The organism is Nocardia sp. NPDC003726, from assembly GCF_053586955.1.
The window spans coordinates 1-16,308 of sequence record NZ_JBSFNF010000013.1 but is presented as its reverse complement, the minus strand read 5'-3'; the positions used below and the strand labels follow the sequence as shown (position 1 = coordinate 16,308).

Here is a 16,308-nt window from a genome sequence, read left to right as displayed (position 1 = left end):
CGGAGTTCGGTCACGGGTTGCGAGGTGCGGGGTCAATCGCGGTGGTTGTGCGGCTCTGCCTGTTCGGCGAGCAGCACCGCGTCCATGAGCGCGGTCACCCGGGCCAATTGCGCTGGCCGGGAATCGAATCGGATCAGTCTGCCCACATCGATCACCTGGCTGATGGCGGCGTGCACCCGGAAACGCGCTTCCACCGGGTCGCCGTCGAGCAGGTTGGCCCACTCCAGCACGTTCTGCCGCTGGATGGCGCGCAGCTTGTGCTGCTCGGCCTGCGGCAGATTGCCGAACTCGGCGTAGTACACCGCCATGATCTCGGGCATGGCGAAACTCAGCTTGGCGTAGCGCTCGGCCACATTCCGCGCGGCGTCCGCCCGGCTCGTCGCTTCGGCCAGCGCCTCGGTGATCGCGATGGCCAGCCGGTCGCCGGTGCGGTGGAAGGCCGCGGCGAGCAGGTCGGCCTTGCTCGCGAAGTACCGGTACACGCTGGAGGCGTTGATGCCGACCGCGGCGCCGATCTCCTCGATGCTCGCCTCGTGGTAGCCCTGCCTGCCGAAGATCCGGATGGCCTCGGTGAGCAACTGTTCGCGCTTGGAGGTCACCGGGATGCCGCGAACGGGCGGCCCTGGATCGGGTTCCGCCGGCGCGGGAGGCAGGTCGGTGCGCAGGATGGCCCAGGACATCTGATGCAGCAGCGGAAGCAGCCGGGCGCTCGACAGCGCGGTGCGGTGCGCGGCGATGCTGGCGATCGCGCTGAGCACGCCCGCGGCCAGCATCGCCACGTCCGCGGGCGGCGCCTCGGGGCGCAGCAGCGCGATCGGCGCCGCGAGGGTGTTGTTCAGGTCGTCGTAGATCTTCTTGATCCGGACGCGATCGTCCCGCTCGAGATAGCGCCGCTCCCAGCGGTAGAGCCCGGCCTCGCGGCGGATCTCGACGGTGTGCTCGCTGATCGCGCGAATCAGCGCGTCCGCGCGCCGCTGCGGGTCCAGCCGCGCGTCGTCGGCTCCCTCCGCGACGCTGAGCAGGTGTCGCGCGCCTTCCTCCGCCGCGGCGACCAGCAGCGCGTATTTGTTCGTGAAATGCCGGTAGAGGGCGGGACCGGAGATGCCGACCTCCGCGGCGATCTCATCGACGCCGACCGGGTAGTACCCGCGTTCGCTGAACGCGCGTGCGGCGGCCCGGATGATCTGCACCTTGCGGTCCTTCGGACGGCGGCGCACCGAAGGCGCGCCCGCCCGCCTGCCCGGTTCGGGGCGCGCGGGAGCGAGATCGATCTCGCTGCGATCCGCGACCATGCACCTCTCCGTTCTCCGGCGGCGCTGGTTGACAGCGCCCGTCACTGGACCCTAAGTTAACCACAATTCGCAAAGTTAACCACTATTCACGGCCTGGCGCCCGCCGAATTGCAGCTTAGGAGCAAACGTGAGCAACAACGATTCCGCGGCCCCGGCCGCGCCCTCCGCCGCGAAGTTCACCGCGGTCCAGGACGGCAAGGTGCTGCGGATCACGATCACCAACCCCAAGCGGAAGAACGCCATCGACTACGACACCATGGTCGCGCTCGGGGACGCCTTCCACGCGGCGGCGGACGATCGCGCGGTGCGGGCGATCGTACTGACCGGCGAAGGCGGCGATTTCTGCACCGGCGCCGATCTGTCCGCGAGCGCGGACGAGGCGCAGCGTGGCATCACCTCGGACATGGTGATGGACGCGGCGAACCGGCTGGTGCGCGCCATCGTCGACGCGCCGGTCCCGGTGATCGCGCGGATCCGTGGCGCCGCGGCGGGCGTCGGCGTCGGCATCGCGCTGGCCGCCGACCTTGTCTACGCCAGCGAGGACTCCTACCTGCTGCTGGCCTTCATCAACATCGGCCTGATGCCCGACGGCGGGGCGGCCGCGCTGGTCGCCGCGGCCGCGGGCCGCCCGCTGGCGGCGCGGATGGCGCTGCTCGGCGAACGGCTGCCCGCCAGGGAAGCCGCGGCCGCCGGTCTGTTCACCGCCGTCGTCCCCGACGCCGAACTCGACGCCGCGGTCGAGGCCGGGGTCGAGAAGATCGCCACGGGTCCGCGCCGCGCGCTCGAGCTCACCAAGCAGGCGCTGAACCAGGCCACGCTGACCTCGCTGGACGCGGCGCTGGCCGCCGAGAAGGCGGGGCAGACCGAGCTGCTGCGCTCCCCCGATTTCATCGAGGGCGCCACCGCGATGCTCACCAAGCGCAAGGCCGTCTTCGCCGACTGATCGGCCCGCCGGAACGTAGCGACCGGCAGGCGACTATGTTCATCGGCTATGACTTACCTGGTTACCGGGGCAACTGGGTTCATCGGTCGCTTTCTCATCCCTGAGCTCCTGAAACGCGAGGGTGACATCCACGTGCTGGTGCGGCCGGGCGATGCCTCGGCCGACCGGTTCGCCTGCTGCGCGCGGGAATGGGCCGGCGGCGACCGCGTCCGCCTGGTACGCGGCGATCTCGGCGCCCCGGGGCTCGGCATCGATCCGACCTGGCTGGCCCGGCATCGCGGCGCCATCGAGCACGTCTTCCATCTGGCCGCGGGCTACGACCTGACCGAGCGCGGCGGCGGGACCAGGAACCTGGTCGACGTCGCCGAGGAACTTGGCGTCGGCCTGCTGCACCACGTCTCGACCGTAGAGGTGGCCGGGTCCAGCGAAGGGCTGTTCACCGAGGACATGTTCGATCACGGCCAGACGCTGGCCACCCCGATGCAGCGCGCGCAGTTCGAGGCCGAGCGGATGGTGCGGGAATCGTCGCTGCGCTGGCGCATCTACCGGCCATCGATCGTGATCGGGCATTCCAGGACCGGCGAGATCGATCGGATCGACGGCCCGTACTACTTCTTCCGCCTGCTGCGCATGGGCGCGCAACTGCCGAGGCTGCTGCCGGTGCTGGTGCCCAAACTGGGCGAGACAAACATGGTGCCGGTGGATTTCGTGGCCCGCGCCCTCGATCACATCGCGCATCGCCCCGGCTCTGACAAGATCGCCTATCACCTGGTGGATCCGCGCAGGCAGAGCGCGGTCGACGCGCTGAACCTGTTCGCCGACGAGGCGGGGGCGCCACACCTGGTCGAGGTGATGCCAAAACGCACCCTGGACATGATGTTGCGGGTCCCCGGCGTGAACTGGCTGCTGCCCCGGGTCGGCGTGCCGCTGGACGTGCTGGAGCACAGCGAATTCGCCTGCTGGTTCGATTGCAGGCACACCAGCGCGGCCTTGGCCGGCACCGACATCAGGGTGCCGCCGCTGGAGGCCTACGCGCCGCGGATCTGGAAGTACTGGATCGAGAACTGGGTCTGACCGGCGCGCCGCACCGGGCGGGCTACCGCCCGGTGACGGTGAGATAGATCAGGGCGGCGTTGAGCACGGAGATGATCGCGGCGACCGCCCAGGCCAGCGCGGTGGTCAGGCGATGGTTGACGTCCGCGCCCATCAGCGTGCGGTCACTGGTGAAGCGCACCAGGGGGATCAGCGCGAACGGGATGCCGAACGACAGCACCACCTGGGAGATGATCAGCGCGCGGGTCGGGTCGATGCCCAGCGCCAGGACCGCGATGGCCGGGATCAACGTGATCAGCCTGCGCGCGATCAGCGGAATCCGCTTGTGCAGCAGGCCCTGCATGATCATCGCGCCCGCGTAGGCGCCGACCGACGTGGAGGCCAGACCGGAGGCCAGCAGGCCGATCGCGAGCAGCAGCGCGGCGGCCGGGCCGAGCACGTCGCCGACGGCCGCGTGCGCGTCCTCGATGGTTTCGACGTCTCGCCCGCGCAGGGTGTTGGCGGCCATCAGCAGCATGGCCAGGTTCACCGTGCCCGCCAAGATCATGGCCAGCCCCACGTCGACCTTGGTGATCCGCAGCAGCCTGGCGCGCAGCGGCCCGGCCTCCGGTTGCCCGTGCCGGTCGCGGGCCAGGCCGGAGTGCAGGTAGACCGCGTGCGGCATGACCGTGGCGCCGATCATGGCGGCGGCGAGCAGGACGCTCTCGGTGCCCTGGAAGCGCGGCAGGAGCCCGCTTGCCGCGTCGGCGGCCGACGGCGGGGCGATGACCACGCTGGCCAAAAATCCGATCGCGATGATCGCGAGCATCCCGGTGATCACGCGCTCGAACGGTTGCTGGCCACGGCGGTCCTGCACCAGCAGCAGGCCCATCGAGACCGCGCCGGTGATGACCCCGCCCACCAGCAGGGGCAAGCCGAACAGCAGATGCAGCGCGATGGCGCCGCCGACCACCTCGGCCAGGTCGGTGGCGATCGCGACCGTCTCCGCCTGACCCCAGTACGCCAGCCGGACCGGGCCGCTCGCCTTCGCGCGCACCGCTTCCGGCAGCGACCACCCGGTGACCAGGCCGAGCTTGGCCGAGAGGAACTGCACCAGCCCCGCCATCACGTTGGCCAGGACGATGACCCAGACCAGGAGGTAGCCGAACTGCGCGCCCGCACTGATATTCGACGCGACGTTCCCGGGATCGACGTACGCGATGGCCGCCACGAACGCCGGTCCCAGCAGGACCGTCGCGGCACGCGCGCGCTCGGTGGCGGACTTGGTCGACTCGGCCAGCGTAATACCCACGAACTGAATTTTACGGCCTCCCGAACTTTTTGTGACGGTTACCCCACAAAGACGACCGCCTGGTCCCCGCGACTGCGGAGACCAGGCGGTCGGTGGAAGCGGACCGGGCGTCCCGGCTCAGTCGATCAGATACCGAGACCCTTCGCGAGCACGGGCCACGACCGCTGGAACTCGTCGCGCCAATAGCCCCACGAGTGGGTGCCCGAGTCGCGGAAGTTGTAAGTAGCCGGGATACCCAGCTCGTCCAGCCGGTTCTTCAGGTTGTGCGTGCAGTAGTTGGTGCCGGCCTCGATCACGCCGCCGATGATGATCTGGTTGGCCAGACCGTAGGCGCCGGGAAGGGCGTACTGACCGTTGAGCGTGTCGTACTGACCGGGCAGGCCGTTGCCGGTGGAGATGTAGAGGTCGAGCCCCCGCAGCCCCTCGGCGTTCACGTACGGGTCGTTGGCCACCCACTCCGGCGAGCCTTCCGGACCCCACATGTTGTCGGTGTCGCCGCCGCCCCAGGTCTCGACGGTCAGCTTGACGAACTCGGAGCCGACCGGGTCACTGGTCTGCGCGCAGCCGCTGTAGGCCGCGGCGGCCTTGTACAGGCCCTTCTTCGCGATCGGCAGCGCCAGCACCGTGGTGCCCGAAGTGGAGAGGCCGGCGATGGCGTTCACGCCGTTGGTGCCGAGCGCGCCGTCGACCAGCGGGGGCAACTCCTCGGTGAAGAAGGTCTTCCACTTGTTGCGGCCGAGCACCGGGTCGTCCTTGATCCAGTCGGTGTAGTAGCTCCACTTGCCGCCGATCGGCTGGATCACGTTGACGTTCTTGTCCGACAGGAACTGCAGCGCGTCGGTCTTCGCCTGCCACGAGGCTTCGTCCTCGCCGCCACCCGCGCCGTTGAGCAGGTACAGCGTCGGACGCGGCACGGAGGCGTCGGCCGGGCGCTGGACGTCGATGATGACCTTCTCGTCCATGGCCGCCGAGTACACGTACAGCCGGATGCTGCGCGCGTCCTTGTACTCGGCCTTGGTGATACGCGAACCGTCCGGGGCGACCGGGTCGGCCAGCAGGCTTTTGGAATCGATGATGGGATCAGCTGTCGCGCTGGACGCGCCGAGACCGGTCATCATTCCCGCGAGCACCGCGGTTGCCGCGATCGCGGCCGCGGCCCGCAGGCCACCGCGCCGGCTCTGTCGACGTATCAATTTCGCACCTTCGCTTCGTCTCGAGATTCGCTCTGCATGCCCCACGCGCCGGGTGGACGTCCAGGCATCCGCCCGACCATACGGCCTATGTAGTCGTCACAACAGTGGACTTCGTTACCGCACCGTTGCCCATCATGCCCGAACGGTGTCGGTCCGATCATGACCGCCCCATGTTCCGTGTCGCTTCCCACCCCGGGGGATCGAGCAACTCGGACAATCGGGGCCCGATCTGGGCCAGCGCTTCGGGCGATGTCATCTGATCGTGCGAGACGCCGACGGGATGATCGTCCACCCGGCCGTCGACGTAGGGTTGCCAGCCGGCCGCCGCGGTGTCGTGACCGGCCGCGCTGAAGTAGTCCAGCCGGCCGCGGAAGACCGCAGGCCGGTGCTCGGCGATCAACTCGGCCGAGCGCACCGCGCTGCGGTAGATCCGGCGCACCCGGTCGGGGGTGAGCACCGCCATGTCCGGCGGAATGGTGGCGTGCAGCGCGGCCAGCGCGTCCTCGCTCAGATCGTGGATGTCGCCCTCGCCGGGCAGCAGGGCGTCGGCGCCGATGCCGAGTTCGGCCAGCGCCTCGCGGATCGCCGCCCTGAAGTCCGTGACGTCGATGTCGGGGTGGCTGTCGAGCATGGTCAGCAGGCCGATCTGCTCGCCCGCGGCCTGCAACTCGGTCGCCACCGCGTGCGCCAGGACACCGCCGAGCGACCAGCCGAGCAGGCGGTAGGGCCCGTGCGGCTGCACCGCGCGGATCTCGGCCACGTAGCGGTGCGCCATCTCGGCCAGCGACCGCGGCAGGTAGCCCTCTTCGGTGAGCGCGGGCGACTGCAGGCCGAAGATCGGCGTGCTCGCGGGCACGTAGCGCGCCAGGCCCGCGTAGCACCAGGACAACCCGTACATCGGGTGCAGGCAGAACAGCGGCTCGGCGGCGGCCACGTCGTGCGGAACCATGGTGCGGATCGGCAGCAGGACGCCGAGCGCCGCGTTGGAGTCCTGGTCGTAGTCGTGGTCGTCGGCCAGCGCTGCCATGATCCTGGCCGCCAGCGCCGCCGGGGTCGGATCGGTGAAGAACCACTGCACCCGCACCTCCGCGCCGGTGAGCGTACGCAGCCTGCTGACCGCGCGCGTTGCGACCAGCGAGGTGCCGCCGAGCTCGAAGAAGTCGTCGTCCATGCCGACCCGATGCCCGACGCCGAGGTCGAGCACCTCGTCGAACACCTCGAGCACGGTCCGTTCCAGCGGCGTGCCGGGGGCGCGGTACGGACGCGTCACCAGTCGCGGTTCCGGCAGCGCCTTGCGGTCGAGTTTGCCGCTGGCGTTGAGCGGAAGCTCGGCGAGCGTGACGACCGCCGAGGGCACCATGGACGACGGCAGCGCGGCGCGGGCGTGCTGCAGCAGCGCGGCTTCGTCCAGGGTCTGCCCCGGCGCGACGACGACGTAGGCGGCCAGCCGGTCGCCGGAGCCGCCACGCACCACCGCGACCGCGGCGTGCCGCACCTGCGGATGACGCGCCAGCACGGCCTCGATCTCCCCGAGTTCGACGCGCTGGCCGCGCAGCTTGACCTGGAAGTCGCCGCGGCCCAGGTATTCCAGTACGCCGTCGCGCCAGCGCACGATGTCCCCGGTGCGATACAGCCGCGCGCCGCCCGCGTGGGCGACGAAACGCTCGGCGGTCATGGCCGGGGCCCCGAGATAGCCACGCGCCAATTGCACGCCCGCGACATACAGCTCCCCTGGAGCACCCGGCGGCACCGGTAACAACTGCCGGTCGAGCACGTGCACCCGGGTGTTGGCCACGGGCACCCCGATCGGAACCGCCACCGCGGCGTTGTCGCGCACGGGATGACCGGTGACCACGGTGGCCTCGGCGGGACCGTACCAATTGACCAGCTCCGCGTCCGGCACGGTCGCGGCGAACCGCGCCGCGGTCTCCCCCGACAGCGCCTCGCCCGCGGCGAACACCCGGCGCAGCGACGGATACTCCACGGTCGCGTTGGCGACCGGGTCCAAGAACGCGTCCAGCATCGACGGCACGAAATGCACGGTGGTCACGGCGTTCTCGACGATCACGCGGGCCAGATAGGCCGGGTCGCGATGTCCGTCGGGCGCGGCGATCACGATCGAGGCCCCGGTGTGCAACGGCCACAACAACTCCCAGGCGGAGATGTCGAAGGTGATCGGCGTCTTGTGCAGCACGACGTCGCGGCCGTCGTGCGGGTAGGCCGACTGCGCCCAGCGGAACTGGTTCACCATCTGCCGGTGCGTGATCATCACGCCCTTGGGCCTGCCGGTGGAGCCGGAGGTGTGGATGACGTAGGCGACGGTGTCCGGATGCACGTCCTCCTGCGGCCACGGGTCTTCGTACGACGGCAGATACAGCGTGTCCACCGCGATCACCGGCACACCGGTCGCGGTGTCGAACGCGTCCGCGGTGGTGGTCAGGACACAGATGGGAGCGGTGCTGCCGAGGACGTACTCGTTGCGTTCGGCCGGGTGGTCCGGGTCGATCGGGACGTAACCGCCACCGGCTCGCAGCACCGCGTGGATCGCCACGACCAGGTCGATGCCCCGCCGCATGGCCACGGCCACCAGCGTCTCCGGGCCGACGCCCCAGCGCATCAGCTCCACGGCCATGGACCGCGCGCGCGAGTCGAGTTCGGCGTAGCTCAGCGTGGTGTCGCCGAAGCGCACCGCGGGCGCGTCCGGCGTGCGCGCCACCTGCGCGGCGAACAGGGCGGGCAAGGTCGCGCCGTCGAGCAGTTCCGGCCTGTCGGTGGCGTTGCGCGCGGCCAGTTCGGCGCGCTCGTCGTCCAGCAGCACGTCGATCTCGCCGATCCGCGCCTGCGGGGTGGTCACGAAGCGGCCGATCAGCGCCGAGAGCCGCTGGGCGAGCGCGAGCGCCGCCGGTTCGCCGGCCACGTCGCGCAGGTACTTCACCGAGACGCGCAACTGGTTGTCCAGCACCACCATCACCGTGAACGGGTAATGGGTGCCGTTGACCGCGCCCACGCCGGTGACGTTCATACCGTCGATGGCGCCTGCCCGGTCCAAGCCCTCGCGGTCCACCGGGAACGACTCGAACACGACCAGGGAGTCGAACAGCCCCTCGATACCCACGGCTTCCTGGATGTCGCTCAGCCCCAGGTAGTGGTAGTCCAGCAGCGCGGCTTGCTCGGCCTGCAGCTGCCGCAGCAGCCCGGCGAGCGTGCCGGCCGGGTCGAGCCGCACCCGCACCGGGATCGCGTTGAGGAACAGGCCGACCATCGCCTCGACGCCGTCCAGCTGCGGCGGCCTGCCGGACACGGTGGCGCCGAAGACCACGTCGTCACGGTCGACGGTGCGGCCGATCAGCAGTCCCCATGCGGCCTGTACCACGGTGTTCACCGTGACGCCGAGCCCGGACGCGAGCCGGGTCAGCGCGGTGGTGTCGGCCGGGGACAGCTCGAAACCGACCTCGCCCACACCGGAGGCGATCTCGCGGCCGGGATCGACCGGAGCCAGCGGCGTCGGCTCGGTGACACCGGCCAGAGCGGCGCGCCACGCGGAACGGGCCGCCTCCGTGTCCTGCGCCACCAGCCAGGCCAGGTAGTCGCGGTAGGACCGCGCCGGGGGCAGGCGCCTGGAATCGGCGCCGAACGCGTACAGGGTGAGCAGATCCTTCATCAACAGCGGCATGGACCAGCCGTCGACGAGGATGTGGTGGCTGGTCACCAGCAGGTGGTAGCGGGCCGCGGCGGAACGGATCAGCGCGAACCGCAGCAGCGGCGCGGTCCGCATGTCGAAGTGGTCGGCCAGATCCGCCGCTTTGATCCGCTCCAGTTCGGTTCCCGCCGCGGCGGGTTCCAGATGGCTCAGATCGATCAGCCGCCACGGTACCTCCAGCGCGTCCTGCACGATCTGCACGGGCTTGCCCTCGCTGTCGTCGGCGAAGGCCACGCGCAGGTTGTCGTGCCGGTCCAGCACCGCCTGCGCGGCCGCGTGCATCCGGCGCGCGTCCACCGCGCCGCCGAGATCGAGCATGAACTGGGTGGTGTAGACGTCCACCGAGTGCTCCGCGAGCAGGGCGTGGAACAGCATGCCCGATTGCAGCGGGGTGAGCGGCCAGGCGTCGGACAGGTCGGGGTAGGCGCGGGTGAACCGGTCGATGTCGGGCTGTTTGAGCCGCACCAGCGGGAAGTCCGAGGGGGTGTAGCCGCCCGCGTCCGGGCGCAGGCCGTGTTCGGCGAGGCCGCCGAGCGCCCGAATCCAGTGCTCGGCGAAGGTCTTCGCGTCCTCGCCGCGGAATGCGGCGGCGGCGAAGTCGAACCGGGCGAGCAGGCCGTCGTCGGTGGCGTCGACGGTCAGCACCAGCAGCAGGTCGTCGGACGGGATGTCGGTGTGCACCCGCGCCGGACGCAGATCCCGGTAGCGCAGCGCGAACCGGCCGCGGCCGAGGCGGCGCAGTTCGGCGGCGGTCCCGGCATTGAGGTGGCGCAGCAGGCCGTAGCCGACGCCGCGCGACGGCACCGATCGCCGCAGTTCCTTGATCTGCGCGATCGCGGCGCCCGCCGCGGGTCCGCCGATCAGGGCCTCCTCGATGTCGATCCGGCTCAAGCGCAACGGAAGCGGATATTCGGTGACGAAGCCGCCCACCGTGCTCGCCGCGTCGGCGTCGGTGGCCGCGCGACCGTCGGCGCACAGCCGGACGACCGAACCGATGGCGCGCGTGACGGTCTCGCCCGCGGAGGTCTGCAGCGCCAGCGCCAGCGCGGTGAGCAGGATGTCGTCCACTCCGGCGTGGTAGGCCTCGGCCGCCGCGGCGACCGCCGCCGCGCCCTCGGCGGTGATGGTGAGCGACACCCGGCTGCGGGCGCGCAGATCACGTCCCTCGGTTCCCGCGCCCTCCGGGACGGAGCCGAGCGCCAGCCGCCACCAATCCATTTCGGCGACGGTGGCCGGATCGTGCGCCTTCGCCGAGAGGGCGCGGATGAGCACGCCCAGGCCGGATTCGGCGCTCGCGGGCGCGGCGTGGCGCGACCGCTCCCATCCCGCGGTCAGCTGGTCGACGACCGCGCGCCAGGAGACGTCGTCGACGACGAGGCTGCTGGCCACCACGATCAGCGTGGAGCGGGCCTCGGGACCGCCGGTGAGCACGAAGTAGATATTGCGGCCCTGCTCCGGGTCGAGGGCGGCCGCGGCCGCCTGCACCACGTCGTCGATGGGCAGCGACGTCTCGCCGCGCTGCGGATCCAGCCTGCGGAACGCCTCGCCGGTGCGTTCGGCGGCGGCCGGAATGCGCAGCACGGGCGTGCCGTCGTCGCCGTACTCCACCCGCACCCACAACATCGGATGCTGCTCGAGCACAGCGGCCACCGCGTCGTGCACGGTCTCCACGGAGCAGGTCTCGGGGACGTCGATGGCGACGGCCCGCACTTCGATGCCGTCGTCCAGCATCCGCGCGGCGTGCGGCGTCAGCGGCAGTTCGCCGGCCTCGTCACCGGGCGCGCCCGCGACCACGGCGGCGCGCGCCAGCGCCGCGACCGTCCGCTGCTCGAAGACGTCCCGTGGCGTGAAACTCACGCCGCGGGCACGCGAGCGGGTGACCACCTGGATGGACACGATGCTGTCGCCGCCGAGGGCGAAGAAGTCGTCGTCCAGGCCGACCCGTTCGATGGCGAGCACCTCGCCGATCACCTCGGCGATCACCAGTTCGGCCGGGGTCGAAGGCGCGCGATAGGGGCGGGTGTCCGGCTCGGGCGCGGGCAGCGCCTTGCGGTCCAGCTTGCCGACAGGAGTCAGCGGAAGCGCGTCGAGCACGACGATCGCCGCCGGAACCATGTACTCCGGCAGTGTGCGTGCGATCCGCTCGGTCAGCACGGCCGGGTCGGCCGTCGCGCCTTCGGCGGGCAGCACGTAGGAGACCAGCATGGTTGCGCCGGAATCGGTTGCGCGGCCGAGCGTCACGGCGAAGCCGACTTCGGGCTGGGCGGTGAGCGCGGCGTCGATCTCGCCGAGTTCGATGCGGAAGCCGCGCACCTTGACCTGGAAGTCGTTGCGGCCCAGATACTCCAGCACCGGCGCGTCCTCGGTGCGGCGCCAGCGCACCAGGTCGCCGGTGCGGTAGAGCCGCTCGCCCGGCACGCCGTACGGGTCGGCCACGAAGCGGGCGGCGGTGAGGGCGGGGCGGGCATGGTAGCCGCGCGCGAGCTGGATGCCGCCCAGATACAGTTCGCCCGTGACGCCCTCGGGCACGGGGCGCAGCCTGCCGTCGAGCACCAGCGATCGCATGCCGCGGATCGGTCCGCCGATCGTGACCGGTTCGCCGGGCCGCAGCGGGTCGCTGATGGTGGTCATGACGGTGGTCTCGGTCGGCCCGTAACCATTGTGGAAGTCGCGCTCCGTGGCGGTCGTCCACTTGGCCGCCAGATCGGCGGGCACCGCTTCGCCGCCCGCCACGATGGTCCGCGTTCCCGGCAGCGCGTCCGGATCCAGCGAGGCGAGCACCGACGGCGTGAGGAAGGCGTGCGTGACGCCTCCGGCGCTGATCAGCTCGGCCAGTTCCGCACCGCCGAAGGTCAGCGGCGGCGCGACCACGAGCCCGCCCGCACCGCCCAGGGCGAGCAGCAGCTCCAGCATCGACGCGTCGAACGACGGCGACGCGAACGCCAGGGCGCGGGTGGATCGGTCGAGCCGGTAGCGCTGCACCTGCTCGGCGCTGAAATTGGCCAGGCCGGCGTGGGTGACCACGACGCCCTTCGGCACGCCGGTGGAGCCGGAGGTGTAGATCACGTACGCGGCGTTGCTCGCGTACAGCGGTCCGCGCAGTTCCTCGGGACGCAACGGCTGGTCCGAGCGCACCGCGACGTCGAGGGTGAAGTCGTGATCGTCCAAAGCGAGCCAACCGCCGGGGAGGGCGGGCAGGCTGTCCAGTTCGGCGGTGAGGGTCACGCCGAGTGCCACGCCGGAATCGGCGACCATGTGCGCGATGCGGTCGGCCGGGTAGGCCGGGTCGATCGGGACGAACGCCGCCCCCGTCTTGGCCACCGACCACAGTGCCAGCACGTATTCCACCGAACGACGGATCGCGATGGCCACCAGCACGTCCGGTCCCGCGCCGCGATCGATCAGCGCCCGCGCCAACTGCGCGGAAGCCGCGTCCAGCTCGGTGTAGCTGAAGGTGCGGTCGTCCGCGACGACGGCGATACCGGACGGATTCGCGGCGACTGCGGCGGCCATCAGATCCGGCAGCGTGCGCGGCGGCACGGCGGGTGCGCCGGCGCGGGTGATCAGGTCCGCGCGCTCCGAGTCCTCCAGGATCTCCAGATCCCCGACGGCGATGTCCGGATTGCGGACGATCGCGGACAGGATGCGACGGAACCTGCGGCCGAACTCGACCACGGTCTGTTCGTCGAACAGATCACGGGCGTAGGTGAATTCAGCGGCGAGACCGGCTTCCGCCCCGGACTCCGTGCGCTGCTCGCGCACCGTCAGCAACAGGTCGAACTTCGCCGTGTCGGCGGCCGGATCCAGCGCGGTGCAGCTCAGGCCGGGTAGCTCGAAGCCGGTCGCGGATAGGTTCTCGAACGACAGCGCCACCTGGAACAGCGGATGGCGACCGGCCGAGCGCTCGGGGGCGAGCGCCTCGACCAGCCGCTCGAACGGGATGTCGGCGTTGGCGAAGGCGCGCAGGTCGGTTTCCCGGGCGCCGGCCAGCAGTTCGGTGAAGCCGAGACCGGGCGTGACCCGGGTGCGCAGCACCAGCGTGTTGACGAACATGCCGATCAGGTCGTCCAGTTCGGCATCGCCGCGGCCAGCGACGGGCGTGCCGATCGCGATGTCCTCGGTGCCGGACAGCCGCGCCGCCAGCACCGCGAACGCGGCGTGCACCACCATGAACAGCGTGGCGTTGTGCCGTCGCGCGAGATCGGTCAGCGCGGCGTGCACGTCGGCGTCCACGGCGAAATCGGTTCTGCCGCCGGCGAAGGACTGGGCGGGCGGGCGCGGCCGGTCCGCGGGGAGGTTCAGCTCGTCGGGCAGGTCGGCGAGTTCGGTCGTCCAGTAGGCCAGTTGGGCGCCCGCGAGCGATTCGGGATCGTCGTCGGCGCCGAGCGTGTCGCGCTGCCACAGCGCGTAGTCGGCGTACTGGATGGGCAATGGCGCCCACGACGGCTCCTGCCCGCCGCCGCGAGCGACGTAGGCCAGCATCAGATCCCGGGTGAGCGGGCCCATCGACCAGCCGTCGGCACTGATGTGGTGCGCGACGAAGACCAGCACGTATTCGGTGCCCGCGAGCTGGAACAGCTTCGCGCGGAACGGCACGTCGGCGGTCACGTCGAATCCGGCTGCGACGATCCGCTGCACCTCCCCGGCGACGTGCTCGTCACCGATCTGCGCGGGCGTCAGATCAACCGGCACCTCGTCGGGCGCGAGCACCTGCTGCACGGGGCCTTCCGGTGTCTGCGGGTAGATCGTGCGCAGGATCTCGTGGCGGGCGACGAGGTCGGTGACGGCGTGCCGCAGGGCATCCACATCCAGGTCGCCGGACAAGCGGATCACGGCCGGGATGTTGTAGACCGAGGCCGAGGTGTCGAACTGGTTGAGGAACCACATGCGCTGCTGCGCCAGCGACAGCGGGATGCGGTCGGGACGCGGACCGGCGACGAGCGGAGCGCGCTTGCGTTCACCGGTGGCCCGTTCGACCTTGATGGCGAGTGCGGCGACGGTGGAGGCTTCGAACAGCACACGCACCGGCACACGGGAATCCAGCGCCGCACCGATCCGCGCCGCGACCTGCGTCGCCAACAGCGAGTTACCACCCAAAGCGAAGAAATCGTCATCCGCGCCGACACGCTCCACACCCAGCACCTCGGCGAACACGTTCGCCACGATCTCCTCGATCGGCGTCGACGGAGCACGGAACGCCTGAACCTCGAACTCCGGCTCCGGAAGCGCCTTACGATCCAGCTTGCCGTTGACATTCAACGGCAACGCATCCAGGACCACGAACGCCGACGGCACCATGTACGACGGCAACCCAGCAGTCAGCTCCGACTTCACCTGCGCCACATCGACACCGGCCACGGCATCACTCGCCACCAGATAGGCCACCAAACGGTCACCGGTCTTGGGATCGGACTTCGCGATCACCGCTGTCTGCGCGATCTGCGGCAGCGCCAGCAACGCAGCCTCGATCTCACCCAACTCGATACGGAAACCACGGATCTTCACCTGGAAATCCGTACGACCCCGGTACTCCAATTCACCGGCGCTGTTCCACGCCACCAAATCACCCGTGCGATACATCCGCTCACCAGGCTCGAACGGATTCGCCACGAACCGATCAGCCGTCAAATCCGCACGACCGAAGTAACCCCGCGCCAACTGCGCACCAGCCAAATACAACTCACCCGACACACCCACCGGAACCGGACGCAAACGCCCATCCAGCACAAACACCCGACTGTTCCACTCCGGCGCACCGATCGGCACCGACGTCTCATCAGCCACCGTTACCCGATGACTGGTAATCGACACCGCCGCCTCGGTCGGACCATACAAATTGAACAACTCGGTCCGCGGATAACCACGCAAGAACCGCTGCGCCAAAGCACCCGGAAGGGATTCACCGATCGCCAACACCCGCCGTGGCGACCAGTCGTCCGCGACGGGCCGGTGCGCCAGTAGCGCCTCCAGCATCGATGGCACCGCGTGCAGGGTGGTAACCGATTCCCGCGCCACGAGGTCGTTGAGATACACAGAGTCCCGGTGACCGTCCGGGGCGGCGATCACCAGGCGACCACCGCACACCACGGCCGACCAGAACTCCCACACCGACAAGTCGAACGTCGCCGCCGTCTTCAACAGCACCGAGTCGTCCTGCGTCAGCGCGAATTCGGCGACCTTCCAGAGCAGCTGGTTCACGACCGCCGCGTGCGGCACCGCGACACCCTTCGGGCGTCCGGTCGAACCGGAGGTGAAGATGACGTAGGCCGTGTTCTCCGGCCGCAGCGGTACGACCCGCTCGGAGTCGGTGAGCGGCACGCTCGCGACCGCGGTCAGTTCGAGATCCTCCAGCCGCACCACCGGCGCGACGTCGGTGTCGAAGTCCGACTCCGCGTTGCTCAGCACACACACGGGCGCGGCGACGGAGAGGATGTAGTCGGTTCGCTCGGCGGCTTGGTCCGGATCGACCGGGACGTAGGCCCCACCGGCCTCGGCCACCGCGTACATCGCCACGACCAGGTCCACCGATCGGCGGAAGGCGAGCGCGACTCGGGTTTCGGGGCCGACGCCCACCGAGATCAGATATCGGGCGAGGCGGTTGACGCGGGCGGCGAGTTCGGCGTAGCTCAGCTCGGCGCGCTCGCCGCCGGGTAGGTCCGCGACCAGCGCGACCGCGCCCGGCGTCGCCGCGGCGGTCCGGCGCAGCAATGTTCCCAGCGTGGCGGGCTCCACCGAATGGGTGGTGTCGTTCCATGCGGTGAGGACGTCATGCCGTTCGGCGTCGGAGAGCAATTCGATCTCACCGACCGGAATATTCGCGTCGGCGACGACAGCAG

Annotated in this window: 6 protein-coding genes; 2 read left to right on the top strand and 4 right to left on the bottom strand. The window is 70.3% G+C overall.

What is annotated here, in order from left to right:
• Positions 1 to 32: 32 nt before the first annotated feature.
• Positions 33 to 1,292, bottom strand: a complete 1,260-nt coding sequence (locus ACWDMM_RS18685; protein WP_195080330.1) for a TetR/AcrR family transcriptional regulator — start codon at positions 1,290 to 1,292, stop codon at positions 33 to 35.
• Positions 1,293 to 1,419: 127 nt separating this feature from the next.
• Here ACWDMM_RS18685 and ACWDMM_RS18680 point away from each other — a divergent pair, with 127 nt between their 5' ends.
• Together ACWDMM_RS18680 and ACWDMM_RS18675 are read left to right on the top strand one after the other, a co-directional pair.
• Positions 1,420 to 2,235: an enoyl-CoA hydratase gene (locus tag ACWDMM_RS18680; RefSeq protein WP_357106754.1), complete on the top strand. Its 816-nt coding sequence runs from the start codon at positions 1,420 to 1,422 to the stop codon at positions 2,233 to 2,235.
• 48 nt (positions 2,236 to 2,283) lie between these two features.
• The gene (locus tag ACWDMM_RS18675) at positions 2,284 to 3,309 is read left to right on the top strand and encodes an SDR family oxidoreductase (protein ID WP_195080328.1); all 1,026 of its coding nucleotides are present in this window, start codon (positions 2,284 to 2,286) and stop codon (positions 3,307 to 3,309) included.
• Positions 3,310 to 3,331: 22 nt separating this feature from the next.
• Here the strand turns inward: ACWDMM_RS18675 and ACWDMM_RS18670 are convergent, their stop codons facing one another.
• From ACWDMM_RS18670 to ACWDMM_RS18660, 3 genes are all read right to left on the bottom strand, one after another.
• The gene (locus ACWDMM_RS18670; RefSeq protein ID WP_323124526.1) at positions 3,332 to 4,573 is read right to left on the bottom strand and encodes an Nramp family divalent metal transporter; all 1,242 of its coding nucleotides are present in this window, start codon (positions 4,571 to 4,573) and stop codon (positions 3,332 to 3,334) included.
• Between the two features lie 131 nt (positions 4,574 to 4,704).
• The gene (locus ACWDMM_RS18665) at positions 4,705 to 5,694 is read right to left on the bottom strand and encodes an alpha/beta hydrolase (RefSeq protein WP_195080610.1); all 990 of its coding nucleotides are present in this window, start codon (positions 5,692 to 5,694) and stop codon (positions 4,705 to 4,707) included.
• Between the two features lie 235 nt (positions 5,695 to 5,929).
• Positions 5,930 to 16,308, bottom strand: a 10,379-nt coding sequence (locus tag ACWDMM_RS18660; protein ID WP_449938586.1) for an amino acid adenylation domain-containing protein, incomplete at its 5' end; no start/stop codon positions are given.

What these genes read in the sequence shown, in the direction of transcription:
- ACWDMM_RS18685 (WP_195080330.1), bottom strand. Translation starts at nt 1,292, where the DNA reads ATGGTCGCGGATCGCAGCGAGATCGATCTCGCTCCCGCGCGCCCCGAA.
- ACWDMM_RS18675 (WP_195080328.1), top strand. Translation starts at nt 2,284, where the DNA reads ATGACTTACCTGGTTACCGGGGCAACTGGGTTCATCGGTCGCTTTCTC.
- ACWDMM_RS18665 (WP_195080610.1), bottom strand. Translation starts at nt 5,694, where the DNA reads ATGACCGGTCTCGGCGCGTCCAGCGCGACAGCTGATCCCATCATCGAT.